Genomic DNA, 21,974 nt, shown 5'->3' on the forward strand with positions numbered 1-21,974 from the left:
TTGTTATTGTAAGGAGAAACAAGAAAGTTGGCGGATATGTATTATGTAAGGAGGAATGACATTGATTGTTTTAAATGAAAAAACAGGCATTCTTGAAAAAAGGTGTCAGTCGTATTCTCTTCAAGACATTGAAGAACCAAATCTTTATAAAGATATATTCAATTATGACGAGATACCTAAATGTGTATTCGACTACAAAAACATACCCTTATCACCTGCAAAAAATTTTTGGATAACCGATACAACGTTCAGGGACGGACAGCAATCAAGAGCACCATACACAGTTGATCAGATATTAAAACTATATGACTTTCTTCACCAACTTGGGGGTGAGAATGGGATAATACGGCAGACTGAATTTTTCCTTTATAGTGACAAGGATAAAGAGGCTGCACTTAGATGTATGGAGAGGGGTTACAAGTTTCCGGAAGTTACAGGATGGATACGCCCCATAAGTAAGGATTTGGAACTTGTTAAAGAATTTGGACTCAAAGAGGTAGGCTTCCTTGTGAGTAGTTCCGATTACCATATATTTAAGAAGCTCAACAAGACAAGACGACAAGCATTGGATGATTATATGTCCATCATCAGAAAAGCTGTTGAATTGGGAATAAAACCAAGATGCCACTTTGAGGATATAACACGTTCTGACTTCGAAGGATTTGTACTGCCTTTTGCCAGTGAACTTCAAAAGCTTATGGAGGAGAGTGGAACACCCGTAAAAATAAGGTTATGCGATACCTTAGGATATGGTGTTTGTTACCCTGGGGCCGCATTACCTAGAAGTGTACCTGAAATTATATATAGTTTGAGAACCCTTATAGGGTTTGACAGCGAATTACTTGAATGGCACGGTCATAATGATTTTTATAGAAGTGTAAGTAATGCTACTGCAGCATGGCTTTACGGATGCTCCAGCGTGAACTGCTCTCTTTTAGGTGTAGGGGAAAGGACAGGAAATACACCACTTGAGGCTATGGTTATCGAATACGCACAGCTACGAGGTACTCTGGATGGAATGAATCTGTCTGTAATAACAGATATAGCAAACTATTTTGAGAAGGAACTTAACTATGTGATACCTGGGATGACACCTTTTGTGGGTAGGAACTTTAATGTGACACAGGCGGGAATTCATGCTGACGGACTATTAAAGAATGAGGAGATATATAACATATTTAATACAGGCAAGCTTTTGAAGAGACCTGTTGGTGTTGCAGTAACACAGACATCAGGCCTTGCAGGAATAGCATTATGGATTAATAACAATCTAATGCTTGATGAAAATTTAAAGATTGACAAAAAAGATCCCAGGGTTAAAAAAATTAAAGATTGGGTTGATGCTCAGTATCAATCAGGCAGAGTTACACCTATAAGTGACGGAGAAATGATTGAAACTATAAGGGCAATAGCACCTGACATATTTATATTAACAATGTAGAAAGAAAATAAGGAGAAAGTTTTATATGAAAAAAGACAGCTTAATAAAAGGAATGATATTTTGTTTTCTTGCAGTTGTTGCATGGGGAGGAATGTTTCCTATTGCAGGTGTAATTATGAAATCTATAAATCCGTTTCATTTTACTGCAATAAGATATTTTGTGGCAGGGATAATATTTCTGATTTTGCTATTTGTTTTGGAAGGGAAAAAATCTTTTAGCTTTGATGGAAGCTTCTGGAAACTATTCTTTTTTGGAACTATGGGGTTTGCGGGATATAGCTTTTTAACATTCGGAGGGCAAAAATTACTTGGGACTTCCGGGGCAGTTGTAGCATCTATATTGATGGCCTTAATGCCCATAAATACAGTTATCGTAAATACTATTTTGGGAAAAGCAAAGCCAAAACCCTTTACTATGGTGACAATTATTTTCGCACTGGCAGGAGTTATGATGGTTATAACAAAGGGTAACATAAATAACCTTTTAGCAGTGAAAAACAATTTGCTTGGAGATATCTTGATATTCTTAGGAACAATCTGTTGGGTTATTTACACAATTGGTGGGACAAGCTTCAGTTCATGGTCACCTATAAGATACACATCCTTAAGCTGCTCGTTGGGAGTTATAACAGTATGCTTGCTAACTGCCGCAGGAACTGCAATGAATCTTATTGCTATGCCTTCATTAAATGATATAGTTTCAAATGGCTGGCAGTTGGGATACATGGCTCTTATAGCAGGGGTAATGGCAGTATTCCTTTGGAACTACGGCAATAAAATAATTACACCTATTAATGGAATACTTTTTATGAATCTGGTTCCAGTAACAACATTCATAATTTCCCTTTTCCTTGGTACGAGCTTCAAAGGTATTGAGTTATGCGGCGCAGTACTAACAATATGCTCACTTATAGCAAATAATATATATACAAGGTTCAGTGTAAATATTGCGGAAAAAGAAAAGGCCTTAAGTCAAAAGGCCTGATACATACTTCTCAAATATAAAAATCAAAATCTGTGAGCATGAGCTTTAAAAGATATAACTCATGGCTCACAGATTGCTAATCCATTCATCTGAAGAAAGCACTTTGCTGAATCTTGCTGCTTGCGTAACCAAAATAGCCTTATGAAGATCTTCTGCAGAAATATTACCTGCACTGTTTGATAATTGAAGGGTTCCGGTTGCATCTGACAAAAATTCAACTGAATAACCCATATGCATAGCCTGCCTTGCAGTTGTATCACAGCACATCTGAGTCATAAACCCTGCTATGGTAACAGTATCAATACCCAAATCCTTCAATACAGCTTCTAAATTAGTATTTGTGAATCCGCCGGGCAAATTTTTCTCAACTACTTGAGTATGCTTTTTATTTAAAATCTCAGGATGAATATTCCATTCATTGCTCCCTTTTTTAAATGTCACTGCATTCTCGGCGAGTGAGGTATGCTGAATCAGAATAACAGGTATATTTTTTTCGTTGGCAGCATCCACTACCTTAAGAATGTTGCTGAAACTGTTTGGGGGATATGAAATAGGTAACTTTCCAGTTATATACTCGTTCTGCACATCAATTACCAGTAATGCTCTTTTCATAAATATATACACTCCTTCGTTATTATTATTTTAAAACAATATAATTATATACGAAAATATACATAAATGGTATATTTTTCAAAGGCGTTATTTACAATTATTGATATTATGTTGATAAAATTGTAAGGTGGGAACCATTTATATTTTGTTAAAGTATTGAATCTCTAGGAGGGCTGCTTTATGCAAGATGGTACAGTTTGGTTTGATCTGGATATATATAATACTATATCTACATTTGATATGGTATTTTCCAGAGATAAACTTCATCTTCTGTTTATCAAGAAAGGAGTATTGTATGTAAATATAAACGATAAGAAGCTTATCCTTACGGCAGTATCTATTTTCTGCTTCAATGGACATGAAAACTTTGTAATACAGAATAAATGTAATGTAGAAGTAACTATACTTTCATTTTCTCCAAATGTTATTAACAGCTCATTTACAGTAGAAAATATACATAATATTCCTAGTAACTTTTCAAAAACAGACAGGCTTGATTGCCTTTGTCTTCAGCCATTTATACATCGTACAGGACAATACATCGGGCAAATAGAGGTTGGATTAAAGCAAGTAGATAAAATTAATTTTCTGTTGAAAAAAATTATGGACATATCCGAAAACAGTTATATTTTTAATAAGGACTTTATATACAGGTCTGCAATATTAGAACTTTTATTAATTATTAATCAACATTCGAACAAAGTCATATTATATGATAATACTATACAAAATACTGATAACTCAAGCATAATAGAGGATATAGTCGGTTATCTGCATACGTTTTATACTCAGAATATAACCATTGCAACGATAACACGCAACTTCAATACAAATAGAACAACACTTTCAAAGAAGTTTAAAGAAAAACTGGGGGTTACCCCTATAGATTATCTGAACAGAATAAGGATAAGTAAGGCGGCTTTGTTATTACAGGAATCAAATATGCCTATAAATCAGATAATGATTAAGGTAGGATTTAATAACCGCAATTATTTCAATAAAGTTTTTAAAAAGCAGACAGGGTTAAGACCTGGAGAATTTAGAAGAAATTATAGAAAACCTGTATGAAGGGACTTAAATATTTGTTTACTTAAAACTTCAATTTTTATATTTAACAGTTAAGAGCAAAAGGTCTTTTTTTACAGGCTCTAATTCAATAGATGTATTTGTACTGCCGCTCCAATAGACCTTTTGACTTCGTTGAATCTTCATAAACAGGCAGTCTTTGCCTTGGAGAATATTACCGGAGAAAACTTTCTGGTAATATTCTCCAAGGCAAAGATCTAGCTTTTAAAATCAAAGTCTTGGTTAATATCTGTAATATATAAATTATTGTTTAGTGTCATTATTTTTAAATAATTTTTGTTTTTGACGTATATAAAATGGCCGGGGAAAGGTTCAATACAGACTGTTTTACCCCGGTACACTTTTTTGTCCAATCTTCTTTTATTTTTCATACATTAACGGAAATGAAAATAATTATCACTGCCACAAGTGCTATACTTACTTACATTTATTAGTCAAATGAATAGTAAAGTTACATTTTGCAAATAATAGGCTATGAATTAATTACTATTACATTATTAAATCTGCGTAAACAGCTTATGGAGGCAGTGAAGATTATGAATGTTCGCGAAATATCACAACATAATGTAGATTTCAGGAAGGGTATTATTTTATTGGGTGGTTGGATATCTGCCGTACTATCACTTTTCATTTATCCTTTTGTTTTCGGAATGGTAGGAGTGATTTCGGGTATTCTTGCGGCTAAAGATGAAAAAAGCAGAGTTGGAGTCATGCTTGTTGCAGCCTCCATCATACTCATGGGGATAGGCCTTGCATTTAGTAACAGGCTTTTGGCTACAACCATGACTTATCTTGGGATTTAACTTTAATTAATATACCTTTAATATATTTGGAGGAAAACATGGAAGACTTGGTGAACGGTAACCTGTTGATAATTGGAGGGGCTGAAGATAAGTGGGGACAGAGTAAAGTTCTCAAACATGCCATTGAAATGTGCGGGGGACCGGAATCAAAAATTATGGTTTTGACAACAGCTACTCAAAAACCAGAGGAAGTTGGTAAGGAATATAGGAACGTTTTTTCAAGACTTGGAGTAAAATCCATTGACGTTTTAAATGTAGATACCAGAACAGATGCAAACAGCGACTCTGTGGCCCAAAAAATATCAAGTGCTGCAGGGGTTTTTTTTACAGGAGGCGACCAACTAAGGATTACAAGCATATTAGGTGGTACAAAAACTGCTAAAGTTCTTATGGATATGTATAAAAAGGGCATACCTATTATAGGAACAAGTGCGGGTGCTTCGGTAATGAGTAGTGTTATGATAGTTGACGGTAATGGGAATTCAGCAGCAAGAAAATGTACCCTTGGCATGTCTCCAGGACTTGGATTTATAGAGCAGGTTATAATAGATCAGCACTTTGAGCAAAGGGGAAGACTAGGCAGACTTTTGATAGGGGTTGCCCAAAACCCTTCTGTTCTGGGAATTGGTATAGATGAGGATACTTCAATAAAAGTTTATTCGAATGCATCCTTTGAGGTAATAGGTACAAATTGTGTTACGGTAATTGATGGGAATACCATTCAGGAATCAAATGTTTCAGAGCTGAAATCAGAGGAAATAATTGCATTGTCAAATGTCACCATACACATATTACCTAGTGGATACGGATATGATATCAGTCAGAGAAAAATACTAATGCCTAAAGAAAGCAAACACAATTAAAAATGTTGTAATTTCAACTTATCAGGAGGTTTTTCAAGGTGCAAATTCAAAGCATTTATTGCTTTAAAGGAAGGAATATATACAGTCATCAACCGGTAATACGTATGGTAGTGGATATTGGAAAGTATGAAGAGGGCCCTACCAAAGATATACCGGGATTCAATAAAAAACTTCTCGAATTTTTCCCTGAAATAGCAGAACACACTTGCGGAGTAGGGTATGTAGGGGGATTCGGTGAAAGACTTATTGAAGGAACATACATGGGACATGTAGCAGAACATTTGATAATAGCAATACAAAACAGGTTTGGATATATGGTAAAATATGGGAAAACTAGACAAATAGGTAATACATCAAAATATTATATAATTTATGAATATAGCAATGAGGCTTTTGCTATTGAATGCGGAAGAAAAGCAATTGAAATAGTAGAGGCCTTTGCTGAAGGTACTCCCATAGAGTTAGAGAAAATAATGAAGGATTTAAAACACATATCCTCAGATACCGATATGGGCCCCAGTACAAAAGCTATTTATCTGGCTGCAAAACGAAAAGGAATCCCTGTAACAAGAATCGGAGAAGGAAGTATTCTTAGATTGGGATACGGAAAGTACACGAGGGTAATTCAAGCATCACTTACTGATGGCTCAAGCTGTATAGCGGTAGATATTGCATCAGATAAGCAGATGACAAAAAAACTTTTAATGGATAATAATATACCAGTTCCATACGGAGTTGTTGTAAGAAACGAACAGGAGGCCATTGAGGCTGCTGAAAAGGTAGGTTATCCTCTTGTAATAAAGCCCATAGATTCTAATCAGGGAAAAGGGGTTACTGTAAATATATGTTCTGAGGATAAAATTATAGAGGCTTTTACAGAGGCACGGAAATATTCTAAAAAAGTTTTAGTTGAGAAATATATTTGTGGCAAGGATTACCGTGTACTTGTTGTAGGAGGAAAAGTGTGTGCTGTTGCTGAACGCAGGCCTCCACGTGTCACAGGAGATGGAATAAGTACTATTGCACAGCTTGTAGAATATGAAAACATGAATCCTCTAAGGGGTGAGGACCATGAAAAGCCGTTGACACTTATAAAACTTGATGATATATCATTGAATTATCTTAAGGCTCAAGGTTATTCACCAGATACCATTTTAAAACCCGGACAGACAGTTAATCTCAGGCAGAACGGAAATCTTAGTACAGGGGGAACAGCTAAAAACTGTACCAGAGAGATTCATCCCAAGAATGCACAGTATGCATTGGCTGCGGCAAAAGCCATGGGACTTGATATTGCCGGAGTAGACTTTTCTTCCCAAGATATTTCAATCCCTATTGATAATAACCGAGGTGCAATTATAGAAGTAAATGCGGCGCCTGGACTGAGAATGCATCTTCACCCAAGTGAGGGAGAACCCATAAATGTTGCTGATGCCATACTAGATATGATGTATCCGCCAAATAAACCGGTCAGCATACCTGTTGTATCAGTTACAGGGACAAATGGTAAAACAACTACAACAAGATTAATAAGACACACCCTTTCAATTATGGGATACAATGTAGGAATGACTTCTACAAGCGGCATTTATATAGGTGATGAATGTATACAAAAGGGTGACAATACTGGCCCTGTCAGTGCAGAAGTTATATTGTCAAACAAGGAAGTTGATGCTGCGGTTCTGGAAACAGCCAGAGGTGGAATAGTCCGAAGAGGATTGGGGTATGATTTGGCAGACGTGGGAGTTCTTATAAATATAAGTGACGACCATCTTGGAATAGACGGAATTAATACAATTGAGGAACTTGCAAAAACAAAGGCTCTTGTGGTAGAAGCAGTAAAACATGACGGCTATGCAGTACTAAATGCCGATGACGGAATGACCCCTTATATATTGGAGAGGACTCGCAGCAATGTCATAATGTTTAGTAGAAGTATCTCTAACCCTGTATTTAAAAGACATTGCAGAAATCCAAAAAATATAGCCGTATACGTAAGGGATGGCTATATATGGATTCAAAGAAATAGCAAAAAAATTCCTCTTATAAGCTTAGATGATATTCCTATTACCTTTGGCGGAATAGTGGACTGTAATATAGAAAATTCTCTTGCTGCAATATCAGCGCTCATAGGACTAAATGTCCCGTTGGATATAATAGTTAAAGGTATGAGTACCTTCCAACCTGATACAAAGCTTAATCCCGGAAGATTTAATATATTTGACATGGGAACATTCAAAGTTATGATAGATTATAGCCATAACATAGCTGGGTACTCTTCTGTAGTAAAGTTCATGCAAAAGGTAAAGGCAAAAAGGTTGGTAGGGATAATCGGTATGCCGGGAGACAGGCAGGATTCAAGCTATAAAGAGGTTGGTGAACTTTGTGCAAAATCCTTCCACAAGATTTATATAAAAGAAGATATTGATTTGAGAGGACGAAGAAGGGGCGAAGTAGCGGATATATTTGAACAGAGTATTATTAACGCCGGAGCTAAGAGGGAAAATGTAGAAATCATATACAGAGAAACTGAGGCACTTGAAAAAGCCATGCTCGATGCACAACCAGGGGATTTGATAGCTTTGTTTTATGAAGAGTTTGAGCCGGCCATTCAGGTGATAGATAGGTTTAAACGAGAGCAGGAACAGGCAAATGCATTGCTGGAAGGCAGTTTAAATGCATCTATTAAAAACATAGAGCAATTCAGTACAAAGTCATAGTTGTTTCAAGATGGGCTGTAGCAATCCAGAACTGGATTTGCACAGCCTCTTTTAATAAATAATACAGGCATTTTCTTAAAACATATCCTTCCCATAACAGAACGTATATGGTAGAATTTAAAAAAATGTAATGATTTTTGATTGGTCTTTTTGTTATTGTATGGAGGATAAGATGCCTGAGGTTTATTATTATGTGAACTCTGATAAAGTCTCGGATATACTCGACTGTGGTCTTAAACTGTCTGCTTTTTTTGATAAAGAAGTAATGATTGAGGGGGACGTTCAGCAGTGTTTTACAGGTCTTATAAACCCAAGGGATGACATGAATTCATATAATTCAAAATCTCTTACCTGTATAAAGATAAATGTCAAAAGTGAAAAATGTTATGTGGCAGACAGATTTATTTATGACACTATAAAAGAAAAGCCTGAGAACTTAGAATTATATAATAAATCAGTAATACCGCTGGAAAAATATATTTTCGGAACTTATCGCAATCCGGAATGTCTTATTACATCCACTATACTAGCAGGAGAGGCTTCACTTGTTGATAGATGTATGGATTTACCTGTTATTTATGCAAATTCCGAAGACTTGTACATAAATAATGTTTTAAATAATTTAAGAGAACAGTATGATAAATTTGATGACTACCTGTTGTACAGTTTATTTAGCAAGCTTGCAGAGATGGGGAAAGTTGATGAAATAAACAGCAGCGACGGCAAAAAAGCAGTTTTTAAAACTGGATCAGGTGAAATATATTGCGTAAGAAAGCTTGAGTTAGACAAAATTTTTAAATAGAGGTTTCATGGTGAAAAATCAGATTTTGAAAATACTTAAAGAGCAATCCCAATATATATCAGGTGAGGATATCAGCAAAGCTTTAAATGTGTCCAGAACCGCAGTTTGGAAGCATATAAATGAATTGAGAAAAGACGGTTATACCATAGAGTCATCATCCAAAAAAGGATATAGATTTCTTAAAGCCCCGGATATACTGGATAGGAGAGAAATCAATATTCCAACGGGACAGTTAATTGGAGCTGATATACAGCACTTTGAGGAAATAGATTCAACGAATAATTATGCAAAAAAAATTGCAAACGAAGGCTGTGCCCACGGTACAGTTGTAGTAGCGGACAGGCAGACAACAGGGCGGGGCAGAATAGGAAGGCAATGGCAGTCTGATACATCGGAAGGAATCTGGTTTTCAATTGTTTTAAGACCGGAACTCGAACCAGAAAATGTACAGATAATAACACTTGCGACTTCAGTTGCAGTAGTTGAGGCCATTAAGGAAAGCCAAGGAATAGTTTGCGGAATAAAATGGCCTAATGATATAATATTAGATGGAAGAAAACTGGGAGGAATTCTAACAGAGTTAAGTGCCGAGCCAGGTCATATAAATTATGTTGTTGTTGGTATAGGAATAAATGCAAATCAGGATTCAGAGCATTTTGATTATGAGATAAGGCAAAAGGCTGTTTCATTAAAAATGTACGAAGGTAAGACCGTATCAAGGTCTAATTTGCTGGGTTGTATTCTGAGTAATTTCGAAAAAATATATAAAAGCGTGTTGCTTGGGAAAAACCAAGAGATAATAGATAAATGGACAGAATATTCTGTTACCATAGGAAAAGAAGTAAAGGTTGCTTACAGAGGTGAAGAATACATTGGGATGGCTCAATCCGTTGCATGTGACGGAAGACTTATTGTACAATGTAAGGATGGAGTGACGAGAGAAATAACAGCAGGTGAGATTCAGGTTAGGGGCTTGCTGGGATATACATAGTACTTAGCAAATATGGCAAGGAGGATTTTATCATTGGTTAAAAAGAATGAATACCTAAGAAAAAATTATATAAGGGATGATGGACAGGCTGGGCAGCAGACTACTCAACCTGCGCCGCAGCAAAGGGCATATCAGAAGGACTCAGAGATGCAACACAAGGATAATCATGTCAGAAGTACCAGACCTCCCAGAGACCAGCAAAAAGAAGGTTACCAGGCTAGGGAAAACAATTCTCAAAAGAGAGACTATACTCCAAGAGAAAACTACCAAAGAGATAATGTAAGCAGGGACTCATCAGCCTCAAAGGATACTCAGCACAGAGAAAATAACCACCAGAGGAATTACCATAGGGACAATTTCCAGGGCAGAGAAAATAGAGAGTCTTACAAGCAGCATTTTCAAAGATCAGCTATCAAACCCCGTGCAGAGGAAACTGTTGAGGACATAGCTAATGATATAATAAGGATTCAGAAAGAAATAGATCTTGAATTAAAAGAAATAAGGAGCATGAGGCTTGGAGTTTAGGTCTTGTCATCTGGAGGTAATATGATTTTAGTAGTTGATGTAGGAAATACGCACATTGTTCTTGGTGTATTTGAAGGAAAAAAATTGCTTGCAAATTGGAGACTTGGTACAAATAAGGAACAGACTTCGGATGAACTAGGAATGCTGATTCTAGGATTATTTAACCATGAGAAGCTATCAGTAGATAAGGTTGATGCAGTTATTGTTGCATCAGTTGTACCACCTATTATGTATACATTGGAACATGCTATAAAAAAATATATAAATGTTCAGCCAATGATTATAGGTCCCGGTACAAAAACCGGAATAAATATCAGATATCAGAATCCAAAGGAAGTTGGGGCGGACAGAATAGTAAATGCCGTAGCCGGCTTTGATTTGTATGGAGGTCCGTTGATTATAGTAGATATGGGTACTGCTACTACATTCTGTGCAATATCAGAAAAGGGTGAATATTTAGGCGGTGTTATATGCCCTGGTATGAAAATAAGTGCAGAAGCATTGTATCAGAAAGCTGCAAAGTTGCCAAGAATTGATTTGGTAAAACCTGAGGGTGTTATTGGTAAAAATACTGTTTCAAGTATGCAGTCAGGAGTATTTTATGGATATGTAGGCCAGGTTGATTATATTGTAAATAGAATCAAAAAGGAAATGCAGGAGGATAACATAAGGGTTATTGCAACAGGAGGGCTTTCAAGGCTAATTGCCGAGGAATCTGTGACCATAAATGATGTTAATCCTACTCTTACCTTAGAGGGTCTTAGGTTAATATACGAAAGAAATATATAAAAACAAAAAAGACATTTTTTATGTCTTTTTTTGATAAAAATATCATTTCAAATACAAATAGGGTAATTTGGTTTAAAAATACTTGATTTGGCCACAATAAATGATGTATTCTTAAAAATTCGTGATTTATTGGAATACAAAACTAAAAAAAAAGGAAAAATTATGTTTGTATATTAAAACATATTGTGTTACGCTAATAACAATTGTGAAAAATATGGAGGGATTTTAATGGGTTTTAAAGTTGCAATCATAGGAGCAGGGTTTGTTGGAGCATCAGCAGCGTATGCGATGTCCATAAACAACTTAGTTTCTGAATTGGTATTAATTGATGTAAATAAAGAGAAGGCTTATGGTGAAGCTCTTGATATCAGCCATGGTTTATCATTTGCAGGAAATATGACAGTTTATTCCGGCGACTATTCAGATGTTAAGGATTGTGATGTAATAGTTGTAACTGCAGGTGCAGCAAGAAAGCCAGGCGAAACACGTTTGGATCTTGCTAAGAAGAACACTATGATAATGAAGAGCATAGTTACTGAACTTATGAAGCACTACAATAAAGGTGTAATTGTAAGTGTATCAAACCCTGTTGACGTATTAGCGTACATGACCCAAAAGTGGTCAGGATTACCAGCAAGCAAGGTTATAGGATCAGGTACAGTTTTAGACAGTGCTAGATTAAGAACTCACATCAGCCAAGCATTGAAGGTTGACATTGCTAATGTTCACGGTTATATAGTTGGTGAACATGGTGACTCTCAGTTGCCATTATGGAGTGCAACTCATATAGCAGGCGTACCATTTGATGAATATGTTAAAATTAACAGCTTAAACATTGATAAGGAAGCTCTTTTCAATGAAGTTAAGGTTGCAGGTGCAACTATTATTAAGAACAAGGGAGCAACTTACTATGGTATAGCTCTTTCAATCAACAGAATAGTTGAATCCATATTGAAGGACTTCAAGACTATCATGCCTGTTGGTACTGTTCTTGACGGACAATACGGATTAAAGGATGTTTTGGTTAACGTTCCTACAATCGTTGGTGGTAATGGAGCTGAAAAAGTTCTCGAATTGAATATTTCAGATGCAGAATTGCAACTTCTGAAGCATTCAGCTCAACAGATTAGAACAGTTATTGACGAAGTTAAAGATATATAAGTTATAAAATTGGACAGGTATCTTTAATAAAAAGAGTCAAAAATAGGTTGTGAAAGATTTCACAATAGTGTAAAATTAACTAGGAGCAAATAAACATACTCATTTCTTTCAATAGTATCGTTTATTTGTTCCTTGCACTAACAAAAAAAGTAAGACATATTTACTATTAAACGTTTGGAGGAATATCAAATGGGTACTATTTATGAGGATTCACTTAAAGCCCACGAAGAGTGGCATGGAAAAATAGAAGTTGTATGTAAGGCTCCTTTAAAGGATAAAAGAGATCTTTCATTAGCTTATTCACCGGGAGTAGCTCAACCATGTCTCGAAATTCAAAAAGACGTTGAGAACTCATACAAATATACTAGAAGACACAATCTTGTAGCAGTTATCACTGATGGAACAGCTGTACTTGGTTTGGGAGATATCGGACCTGAAGCTGGTATGCCTGTTATGGAAGGTAAATGCTGCCTGTTCAAAACTTTTGGTGATGTTGATGCATTCCCACTTTGTATAAAGTCAAAGGATGTTGACACTATAGTTGAAACTATTAAATTGCTTTCAGGAAGCTTTGGCGGCGTAAATCTTGAAGATATAGCTGCCCCAAGATGCTTTGAAATAGAAGAAAGATTAAAGAAGGAAACAGATATTCCTATATTCCACGATGACCAGCATGGAACAGCTATTGTTACAGCAGCAGGTCTTATCAACGCATTAAAAGTTGTTGGAAAGAAAATGGAAGATATCTCAATAGTTGTAAATGGAGCAGGTGCTGCTGCTATAGCTATTACAAAACTTCTTTTCTCAATGGGCTTAAGAAAAGTTGTTCTCTGTGACACAAAGGGTGTTATTTATGAAGGCAGAGATAACCTCAACCCAATTAAAGCTGAAATGGCTAAAATCACTAACCTCGAAGGCAAAAGAGGAACATTAAAGGATGTTATGGTTGGAGCAGACGTATTTATCGGAGTTTCAGCTGCTAACCAGGTTACAAAAGAAATGGTTAAGTCAATGGCTAAAGATCCAATTATATTTGCTCAAGCAAACCCAACTCCTGAAATTATGCCTGAAGATGCTATCGAAGCAGGTGCTGCTGTTGTTGGAACAGGTCGTTCAGACTATCCAAATCAGGTTAATAACGTTCTTGCATTCCCTGGTATTTTCAGAGGTACTTTTGATGTAGGAGCTCGTGAAATAAATGATGAAATGAAGATAGCTGCTGCATATGCAATTGCAGGACTTGTTAGCGATGAAGAAAGAAGTGCAGAGTATGTAATTCCAGCTCCATTTGATCCAAGAGTAGCAAAAGCAGTTGCTGAAGCAGTTGCTGAAGCAGCTAGAAAATCAGGTGTAGCTAGAAAGTAATTTTGTACTTTAAGATAAAAGACTGCCTTTTATAATAAGGCAGTTTTTTTTATGTGGATTATGGGAAATATAATGCTTTTAGTTACTTGTTTTACTTATTTAATTAAAAATTATATGGTCTGATTAAAAGTGAATATTGATTGAAAAAGGCATATTACCTATAATGATGACGAAGATATTTAGATATGGCAATATCCTAAAATAAATATTATCCCTGAGGATTTTGGACAAAGTTCCGTTGGGGATATTTTATTATTTTTTCCTGCTTATCAAAATGTACCGAAAATATTAAATAATTTTTATACTTTGTGGGGGTGGTAATACAACATGAAATTAAATAGAAATGGAATAAAGGACTACAGTGTATGGGAAGCAAACCAAGTAGAACTACCTAAATTTGATTATGATGAAATGCTTAGAAGGACCAGAGAAGAACCAAAATGGGTTCATTTCGGTGCAGGCAATATCTTCAGAGGATTTATAGCAGCATTGCAGCAAAATCTTTTAAATTCAGGAAAATCTGACTCAGGAATAATTGTTGCAGAAACCTTTGATTATGAAATTATTGATAAAGTATACAGGCCCTTTGATAATCTTAGTTTATTGGTTCATCTAAATCATGATGGAAGTTTGGAAAAGAAAGTTATTGGAAGTGTTTCAGAAAGTTTGGTAGGAGATACAGCTCGAACTGAGGATTGGGAAAGATTAAAAATAATTTTCCGTAAGCCTTCCTTACAAATTGTCAGTTTTACAGTAACTGAAAAGGGTTATTCACTGACAGGGATGTCAAACCAATACCTGCCTGACGTAATACATGATATGCAGCACGGATTGAAGGAGCCGAAGAGCCTGATTGCAAAAATTTCGTTGTTGCTGTACGGCAGATATTTAGCAGGAGCATACCCTGTTGCCATGGTAAGTATGGATAATTGCTCTCATAATGGAGATCTTCTTAAAAAATCTGTTCAAGTAATTATTCAAAAGTGGGTTGATAATGGCCTAGTCGAAAAGGGCTTTTTGGATTACATCAATAATCCTTCAAAAGTCTCATTCCCATGCTCAATGATTGATAAAATCACTCCAAGGCCTTCTGAAACTGTAAATAGGGCTTTAGAGGAAATGGGACTTGAGGACACTGAAATTATTTGTACAAACAGAAATACATACATTTCACAGTTTGTAAATGCTGAAAAACCGCAGTATCTGGTAATTGAAGATCAATTCCCCAATGGCAGAATGCCTCTTGAGGATGCGGGAGTGTATTTTACGGACAAAAGAACAGTAGAAAATGTTGAGAGAATGAAGGTTACAACTTGCTTAAATCCTCTGCATACGGCACTTGCTGTATTTGGATGTCTTTTGGGATATAAGCTGATAGCTGATGAAATGAAGAACCCTCAGTTGAGAAAACTTATAGAAAATATTGGTTATAAAGAAGGAATGCCTGTAGTTATTAACCCAGGGATTATTGAGCCCCAGGCCTTTATAGACGAAGTAATAAATCAGCGTTTCCCCAATCCATATATACCGGATACCCCACAGAGAATTGCTTGTGATACTTCGCAAAAAATCCCTGTTCGTTTTGGTGAGACAATTAAGACATACGTAAGCCATTCCACATATGATGTTAAAAGCTTAACATATATTCCACTTGTAATTGCAGGCTGGTGCAGATATCTTATGGGCATAGACGATAGCGGCAATGTTATGGAGTTAAGTCCTGACCCCATGTTAGACCAGTTAAAAACATATATTGAAGGTATTGAGCTGGGTAAGGCAGAAACTGTTGGAGAGCATTTAAAGCCATTGTTATCAAATGACAAAATTTTTGGTGTGAATCTGTATGATGTTGGACTAGGCAAGAAAATTGAAGGATATTTCAAGGAACTTATTGCAGGACAAGGTGCAGTTAAAAATGTACTGGAGAAGTATGTAAGATAAAACGAAGTATTAAGGAGATGTTACTTATGAAGATGACCTTTCGATGGTTTGGTGAAAAGGATGATAGCGTCAGCTTGGAGCAAATAAAACAAATACCAGGTGTTACGGGAGTCGTAGGAGCTTTGTACGACGTGCCTGTTGGCGAAGTTTGGCCTATGGACAAAATTACTGCACTAAGGGATTCTGTTGAAAAGGCGGGCTTGAAGCTTGAGGTTATAGAGAGTGTAAATGTGCATGAAGATATCAAACTTGGATTGCCAAGCAGGGATAAATATATTGAAAACTACCGAAAGTCTATAATTAACTTGGGAAAAGTAGGGGTAAAGGTTATATGTTATAACTTTATGCCTGTATTTGACTGGCTGAGAAATGACCTTGCATATCAATTAGCAGATGGCTCCAATGCACTTTGCTATGACCATGATATAGTAAAGGACATAAACCCGGTTAAATTGGTAGAAGACACTGCAAAAAGCTCAAACGGTTTTACTCTGCCAGGTTGGGAGCCAGAAAGATTAAGCGAATTGAAAGAAACCTTTGAGAAATACAAGAATGTAGATGAGGATAAGTTATTTGACAACCTTAAATATTTTCTTGAAAATATTATGCCTGCATGTGAGGAGGCCGACGTAAAAATGGCCATACATCCGGATGATCCACCGTGGCCTCTTTTTGGATTACCAAGGATTGTTACATGCAAAAATAATCTTGAAAGGCTTGTAAAGCTTGTTGATAGCCCATATAACGGATTAACTCTTTGTAGTGGTTCCTTAGGTGCAAATCCTGAGAACAATATACCTGAATTGATAAGATACTTTGGTAAAATGGGAAGGATACATTTCGGACATGTTAGGAATCTGAAGTTCTTTGGAGAAAGGAAATTCCATGAGTCTTCACATCTATCATCGGACGGTTCCTTCGATATGTTCGAAATTATGAAGGCTTACTATGATATAGAATTTACAGGGTATATACGTCCTGATCACGGAAGAATGATTTGGAATGAAAAGGCGAGACCGGGTTATGGTCTTTATGACAGAGCATTAGGTATAGCTTATCTTAACGGGTTATGGGAAGCTATAGATAAGATGACTATCGGAGGTAAATAGAGTGGCTAATACAATCATAAACACTGATGCGGAAGGATATAACTGCTGGCTGGGATATCATTTACTAAAAAACAATAAGTTAAAAGAAATTTATTCAAAATGGGCTTCCAATATAGTTGTTTCCCAAGGAGTAGAAGATATTGGAATTGCATTGGATGAACTAAAAAGGGGTTTTAAAGGAATACTGGGAGTAGATGCAGATGTATCAAGTGAGCCGAAACAAAGCTCTTTCATTGCTATTGGGGTACTTGGAAGAGGCAATAGCATCGATTCATATGTAAAATATAATGAGGTAGTTCAAATAGGTAACGAAGGCTTTATAATCAAAGGAACTAAAACTGTAAATGGCGAGACAGTTGTTGTAGCCGGGACTACCACTAAAGGCTTGCTGTACGGAATATTTTGCTTATTGAGGCTATTGCAGACTGAGACAGTGATTGAAGGAATTTTAAAGATTGAGAATCCTGTAAATAAGCTTCGTATTATAAACCACTGGGACAATATAGATGGAAGTATTGAAAGGGGTTATGCAGGTAAATCTATTTTCTTTAAAGATAATAAAATAATAGAAGACCTTGATAGAATTAAAGACTACGCAAGACTTCTATGCTCCGTGGGTATAAATAGTATTGTTATAAATAATGTTAATGTCCACAAGTATGAGAGTATGCTTATTACAGACAGATATCTTAAGGATGTTGCAAATCTGGCTAAAATATTCTGGGATTATGGAATAAAGCTGTATCTAAGTGCCAATTTTGCCAGTACCATTGAAATAGGAGGACTTGCTACTGCCGATCCTTTGGATGCCGAGGTAAGAAACTGGTGGAAAGAAAAGGCTGATGAGATATACTCTTATATACCTGATTTTGGCGGGTTTCTGATAAAGGCCGATTCCGAATTCAGACCGGGACCTTTTACTTACGGTCGAACCCATGCAGATGGTGCCAATATGCTTGCTGAAGCCTTGGAACCACATGGGGGGCTGGTTATATGGAGATGTTTTGTGTACAATTGTATGCAGGATTGGCGTGACTATACAACTGATAGGGCAAGGGCTGCCTATGACAACTTTATGCCTTTGGATGGTTTGTTTAAGGAAAATGTGCTGCTCCAGATAAAAAACGGGCCTATGGATTTTCAGGTTCGTGAGCCTGTATCGCCATTATTCGGTGGATTGCAAAAAACAAACCAGCTGTTGGAACTTCAGATAACTCAGGAATACACAGGACAGCAGAAACATTTATGCTATTTGGTGCCAATGTGGAAAGAGATACTGGATTTTGATACAATGGCTAAAGGTAAGGGTACAAGTGTAAAAAAAATTATCACAGGTTCAGTGTTTAATAATAAATTAGGCGGTATGGCAGCTGTAGTAAATATAGGAAATGACCTGAACTGGACTGGACATCAAATGGCACAGTCAAATACTTACGGCTATGCACGACTATGTTGGGATCCGGATTTGTCAGCAGAACAGATTACTGATGAGTGGATTAAAATGACTTATTCAAATAATGAAAAGGTTGTAAGTACTATAAAAGAAATGCTTTTGGGTTCGTGGAGAACCTATGAGAATTATACTTCACCTCTGGGAATTGGATGGATGGTTAACCCCAATCATCATTACGGGCCTAACGTAGACGGCTACGAATATGATAAATGGGGAACCTATCACAGGGCAGACCATAAGGGAATAGGTGTTGACAGGACAGTCAGGAAAGGAACGGGATATGCAGGACAGTATCATAAGGGCGTTGCCGAGATTTATGAGGATTTGGAAAAGTGTCCTGAAGAACTGCTGCTATTTTTCCATCATGTACCCTATGATTACAGACTTAAATCCGGTGAAACAATAATTCAATATATCTATAATACCCATTTTAAAGGTGTTGAAGAGGTAGAAGAATTAATAAATAAGTGGAAGAGCTTAAAGGGGTTAGTAGGGGAAAAAATATTCCAGCATGTGTTGGAAAGACTTGAGGTGCAACTGGAACATTCCAAAGAGTGGAGAGACGTAATAAACACATATTTCTATCGTAAAACAGGAATACCAGATGAATTAGGAAGAAAGATATACTAGTAATAATAAATAGGGAGAGGCCTGCAAAACAATTAATTATAATTGGTTTTGCAGGCCTCTCTTGATTTTTGTCATTGAGAGTTAATTTGACTTTATACTTCTGTATTCTCCGGGATTAATACCCACATATTTTTTAAAAAATCGGGTGAAGCTCTGCTTATTGTTATATCCTAGACTAAGTGCAATATCATTAATATTCATGTTTGTCTGGCGAAGTAAACGTTGTGCTTCTTCAATTCTCATGTTGTTTATATAGTTAACAATGTTCTCACCGGTCTCATCATTAAAAATCTTTCTTACGTGGGAATAGCTAAGGCCAACATGTTCAGCGAGGGTATTAATCGCAATATCCTTTTTGTAATTTTTGTGAATATAATCCAAAATTTTAACTATATGAGATTTTCCCTCTACTTTGAATTTTTCGTTGTACTCAATAATCTGTAAATATATATTTGACAAGAACAAACCTGCCTCGTCAAGGGTGTCAATCTCTGCAAGCTCACTATATATATTGAAGTCATTTCCAAAAATTTTGCTGACACTAATGTTTAAATCAAGCAAATATTTAATGGTATTTCCGAGTAGCTGGTTCAGTATAAGCATAACATTATCGTAGCGAAGATTCTTATTTTGCTTAATTTCATCAAAGAAGCAGCTTAGGGAAGTCAAGAGTGCATCTTTTGAGCCGATGTCAATATTGTTGAATATCTGTTTTTCTATAGTAAACGGGTAGAAATACTTATTTGTGTCAGATGTTTCTTCTTTTTGACTTATAAAAGATTCATGTCCCATCATAAATCTTTGTTTAATAAGATTCTGTGCCTCATTATACGAATTTCTTATATTAAGAATGTCATCGTAAATGCCTCCGACACAAACAGTTATAGTTGTTTCTATTACTTTTGCAGCTTCCTTCTGTACAATTGAGAAAGCACTTTCTAATACTGAAATAACATTTATAAGGTCCTCATCGGAGAAATTTACAATAAGAACCACCTTATCTCCGTCTAAAACCACACCTGAGCATTTAAAAGATTCGTCTACCTTTTCCTCAGATAGGTTCAATATTACTGATTTAAGGTAATACTGATGCTCGTATGAGAAGTTTGATACAAAATCATTGTACTTATCTATGTATATTACACAGCACAGTGAGTTCTTTAATGGAAATAGATTCATCTCATCTTCCGTAATTGAAGGCTTTCCCCTTAAAAGGCTTAGTAGATAATTTTCACGAAGATTTTTTTGATCCCTTTCAATGGTGCGAAATAGCTGATCTTCTTGCTTTATCATGGCATCAAAAGTTTTAGAAAGAAGGGTAAACTCATTTCCGTTTCCAATAATGTCAATACCCTTTCTGGCTTTGATTTCCTGTACCAGTTTTTTTACAGGGTTGAGCAATTTACGTGAAATTATATATGACAGCAGTACAAAAAGTACCAATAAGAAAATTGAAATATATATTATGGTTATTTTCAGTGATTTTACCTTGGAAGTCAAGGTATTCAAAGAAAAAACACCTACATATGTCCAATTCTCTGCTCCTGTTTTTAGATATGTGATAAGAAACCTTTTTCCGTTTATTTTTTCTATAAAATGTCCTCTGTCAATATGGCTTTTTAAAATTTTAGAGATATAGGGAACGGTGGATAGATTTTTATTAAGTATAGTTTTATCAACAGAAGATATAACTTCACCCTTGGAATTTATAATGCTTATAAAATCTTCAATGTCATAATTGTTGCTGTTAATAAGGTTACTTAACCTGCTTTCATATACATTTATGGTAATTGAACCTTTAAGATTTGTGGTATAGGTTAATGGGAATATGTATGAAATTACTGAACTGTTTGCGTTAGTATCACTTGGCCTTGGATTGGTCCATGATAAAGGACCTCCCTGCTCTTTGCTTTTTAAATAGGATTTAAGCCAGGTATCATCAGGAAAGTTCTCTTTGGGGTACACACCATTGCTTGTTGCTATATAATTAGAATTATCCAAGTATAGGTATACAGAGGAATAGGCGTTGTTTGTTTTAACTATGTTAGATAGTTTTGATACAAACTGATATAACATTAGATTATTATCGCTGTCCTTAATAGCCTGATGTATATCATCCATTCCATATAACTTATTTAAGGTTTCATCCAAAGACAGATGAAGGCTCTCATTATTAATAGTTTGTGCTAAAAGATCAGTAACACTTCTTGCGGAATCAAGTTTACCAAGGCCGGAACGTCCTATTTCATCTTCTGAGTACTTCATTATTCCATAATTAAAAATAAATGTAATAGTAATAATAGGTATTATTATAAAAAGGGAAAGGACAAGCATTAATTTAACAATTATCGAATAATTTTTCATCATTACTGCACCCCATTGTGTTTTATGTATCTAATATCATAATCACTATTATATATTAATATTTAATTTATTACCTCTTAATTAATATAAGATTTTCAATGAAAAATCAAGTTAAAACAGTTATTTTAAGAGATAAAAAGTAAATGTAATTATTGGTAATCAATTTGATACAGATTAATACTTAATATTAATTATGTGAGTCAAAATTGATTATTGTATATCCCAAACCTGTCCTCTGTATCCCTTTGGCTCTTTAACACAGACAAAATAATTAAAAATGAAATACTTAAAAAATTGTCATTCTTGAATTGAAATTTCCTAGTGATAAAATAAT

The 21,974-nt window shown here is 35.7% G+C and carries 17 protein-coding genes; 15 read left to right on the forward strand and 2 right to left on the reverse strand.

The annotated features are described in order from the left end of the window. The first annotated feature begins 55 nt into the window (after positions 1-55). A complete protein-coding gene (locus tag K412_RS0109050) occupies positions 56-1,441 on the forward strand; it encodes a 2-isopropylmalate synthase (RefSeq protein WP_479691913.1) in 1,386 nt (461 codons plus the stop codon). A 25-nt stretch (positions 1,442-1,466) separates the two neighbouring features. After that, positions 1,467-2,426 (forward strand): DMT family transporter, encoded by a 960-nt coding sequence (locus tag K412_RS0109055; RefSeq protein WP_024832807.1) that lies wholly within the window; start codon positions 1,467-1,469, stop codon positions 2,424-2,426. 66 nt (positions 2,427-2,492) lie between these two features. Here the strand turns inward: K412_RS0109055 and K412_RS0109060 are convergent, their stop codons facing one another. Beyond that, positions 2,493-3,038 carry a cysteine hydrolase family protein gene (locus K412_RS0109060; protein WP_024832808.1) on the reverse strand — a complete coding sequence of 182 codons (546 nt, stop codon included), beginning with the start codon at positions 3,036-3,038 and terminating at the stop codon, positions 2,493-2,495. A 180-nt stretch (positions 3,039-3,218) separates the two neighbouring features. Here K412_RS0109060 and K412_RS0109065 point away from each other — a divergent pair, with 180 nt between their 5' ends. The 13 genes from K412_RS0109065 to K412_RS0109125 all read left to right on the forward strand — a co-directional run bounded on the left by K412_RS0109065 (position 3,219) and on the right by K412_RS0109125 (position 19,276). Continuing rightward, positions 3,219-4,106, forward strand: coding sequence for an AraC family transcriptional regulator (locus K412_RS0109065; RefSeq protein ID WP_024832809.1), 888 nt, complete (start codon positions 3,219-3,221; stop codon positions 4,104-4,106). Between the two features lie 554 nt (positions 4,107-4,660). Then, positions 4,661-4,927: a hypothetical protein gene (locus tag K412_RS0109070; protein ID WP_024832810.1), complete on the forward strand. Its 267-nt coding sequence runs from the start codon at positions 4,661-4,663 to the stop codon at positions 4,925-4,927. A 38-nt stretch (positions 4,928-4,965) separates the two neighbouring features. Continuing rightward, positions 4,966-5,790 carry a cyanophycinase gene (locus tag K412_RS0109075; protein WP_024832811.1) on the forward strand — a complete coding sequence of 275 codons (825 nt, stop codon included), beginning with the start codon at positions 4,966-4,968 and terminating at the stop codon, positions 5,788-5,790. Positions 5,791-5,828: 38 nt separating this feature from the next. Next, positions 5,829-8,510, forward strand: a complete 2,682-nt coding sequence (gene cphA, locus K412_RS0109080) for a cyanophycin synthetase (protein ID WP_024832812.1) — start codon at positions 5,829-5,831, stop codon at positions 8,508-8,510. Positions 8,511-8,682: 172 nt separating this feature from the next. Further along, positions 8,683-9,312 (forward strand): hypothetical protein, encoded by a 630-nt coding sequence (locus tag K412_RS0109085; RefSeq protein WP_024832813.1) that lies wholly within the window; start codon positions 8,683-8,685, stop codon positions 9,310-9,312. 7 nt (positions 9,313-9,319) lie between these two features. Then, on the forward strand, positions 9,320-10,303 hold the full coding sequence (locus tag K412_RS0109090; RefSeq protein ID WP_479691914.1) for a biotin--[acetyl-CoA-carboxylase] ligase: 984 nt from the start codon (positions 9,320-9,322) through the stop codon (positions 10,301-10,303). Between the two features lie 33 nt (positions 10,304-10,336). Further along, positions 10,337-10,828, forward strand: coding sequence for a hypothetical protein (locus K412_RS0109095; protein ID WP_024832815.1), 492 nt, complete (start codon positions 10,337-10,339; stop codon positions 10,826-10,828). A 21-nt stretch (positions 10,829-10,849) separates the two neighbouring features. Continuing rightward, the gene (locus K412_RS0109100; RefSeq protein ID WP_024832816.1) at positions 10,850-11,617 is read left to right on the forward strand and encodes a type III pantothenate kinase; all 768 of its coding nucleotides are present in this window, start codon (positions 10,850-10,852) and stop codon (positions 11,615-11,617) included. A gap of 228 nt (positions 11,618-11,845) precedes the next feature. Further along, positions 11,846-12,778 carry an L-lactate dehydrogenase gene (locus tag K412_RS0109105; RefSeq protein WP_024832817.1) on the forward strand — a complete coding sequence of 311 codons (933 nt, stop codon included), beginning with the start codon at positions 11,846-11,848 and terminating at the stop codon, positions 12,776-12,778. Positions 12,779-12,967: 189 nt separating this feature from the next. After that, a complete protein-coding gene (locus K412_RS0109110) occupies positions 12,968-14,143 on the forward strand; it encodes an NAD(P)-dependent malic enzyme (protein WP_024832818.1) in 1,176 nt (391 codons plus the stop codon). A 327-nt stretch (positions 14,144-14,470) separates the two neighbouring features. After that, the gene (locus tag K412_RS0109115) at positions 14,471-16,084 is read left to right on the forward strand and encodes a mannitol dehydrogenase family protein (RefSeq protein ID WP_024832819.1); all 1,614 of its coding nucleotides are present in this window, start codon (positions 14,471-14,473) and stop codon (positions 16,082-16,084) included. A gap of 26 nt (positions 16,085-16,110) precedes the next feature. Beyond that, positions 16,111-17,193 carry a mannonate dehydratase gene (gene uxuA / locus K412_RS0109120; protein WP_024832820.1) on the forward strand — a complete coding sequence of 361 codons (1,083 nt, stop codon included), beginning with the start codon at positions 16,111-16,113 and terminating at the stop codon, positions 17,191-17,193. 1 nt (position 17,194) lies between these two features. Beyond that, positions 17,195-19,276, forward strand: a complete 2,082-nt coding sequence (locus tag K412_RS0109125; RefSeq protein ID WP_024832821.1) for an alpha-glucuronidase family glycosyl hydrolase — start codon at positions 17,195-17,197, stop codon at positions 19,274-19,276. Positions 19,277-19,357: 81 nt separating this feature from the next. Here the strand turns inward: K412_RS0109125 and K412_RS0109130 are convergent, their stop codons facing one another. Continuing rightward, positions 19,358-21,643 carry a helix-turn-helix domain-containing protein gene (locus K412_RS0109130; protein ID WP_024832822.1) on the reverse strand — a complete coding sequence of 762 codons (2,286 nt, stop codon included), beginning with the start codon at positions 21,641-21,643 and terminating at the stop codon, positions 19,358-19,360. Between the last annotated feature and the right edge of the window lie 331 nt (positions 21,644-21,974).

The sequence above is a fragment of the Ruminiclostridium josui JCM 17888 genome, assembly GCF_000526495.1.
Taxonomy (GTDB): domain Bacteria; phylum Bacillota; class Clostridia; order Acetivibrionales; family DSM-1351; genus Ruminiclostridium; species Ruminiclostridium josui.

Excerpts from the sequence above, each read along its gene's own strand:
- K412_RS0109050 (WP_479691913.1), top strand. The coding sequence starts at position 56 with ATGACATTGATTGTTTTAAATGAAAAAACAGGCATTCTTGAAAAAAGG.
- K412_RS0109055 (WP_024832807.1), top strand. The coding sequence starts at position 1,467 with ATGAAAAAAGACAGCTTAATAAAAGGAATGATATTTTGTTTTCTTGCA.
- K412_RS0109060 (WP_024832808.1), bottom strand. The coding sequence starts at position 3,038 with ATGAAAAGAGCATTACTGGTAATTGATGTGCAGAACGAGTATATAACT.
- K412_RS0109065 (WP_024832809.1), top strand. The coding sequence starts at position 3,219 with ATGCAAGATGGTACAGTTTGGTTTGATCTGGATATATATAATACTATA.
- K412_RS0109070 (WP_024832810.1), top strand. The coding sequence starts at position 4,661 with ATGAATGTTCGCGAAATATCACAACATAATGTAGATTTCAGGAAGGGT.
- K412_RS0109075 (WP_024832811.1), top strand. The coding sequence starts at position 4,966 with ATGGAAGACTTGGTGAACGGTAACCTGTTGATAATTGGAGGGGCTGAA.
- K412_RS0109085 (WP_024832813.1), top strand. The coding sequence starts at position 8,683 with ATGCCTGAGGTTTATTATTATGTGAACTCTGATAAAGTCTCGGATATA.
- K412_RS0109090 (WP_479691914.1), top strand. The coding sequence starts at position 9,320 with ATGGTGAAAAATCAGATTTTGAAAATACTTAAAGAGCAATCCCAATAT.
- K412_RS0109100 (WP_024832816.1), top strand. The coding sequence starts at position 10,850 with ATGATTTTAGTAGTTGATGTAGGAAATACGCACATTGTTCTTGGTGTA.
- K412_RS0109105 (WP_024832817.1), top strand. The coding sequence starts at position 11,846 with ATGGGTTTTAAAGTTGCAATCATAGGAGCAGGGTTTGTTGGAGCATCA.
- K412_RS0109110 (WP_024832818.1), top strand. The coding sequence starts at position 12,968 with ATGGGTACTATTTATGAGGATTCACTTAAAGCCCACGAAGAGTGGCAT.
- K412_RS0109115 (WP_024832819.1), top strand. The coding sequence starts at position 14,471 with ATGAAATTAAATAGAAATGGAATAAAGGACTACAGTGTATGGGAAGCA.
- uxuA (WP_024832820.1), top strand. The coding sequence starts at position 16,111 with ATGAAGATGACCTTTCGATGGTTTGGTGAAAAGGATGATAGCGTCAGC.
- K412_RS0109130 (WP_024832822.1), bottom strand. The coding sequence starts at position 21,643 with ATGATGAAAAATTATTCGATAATTGTTAAATTAATGCTTGTCCTTTCC.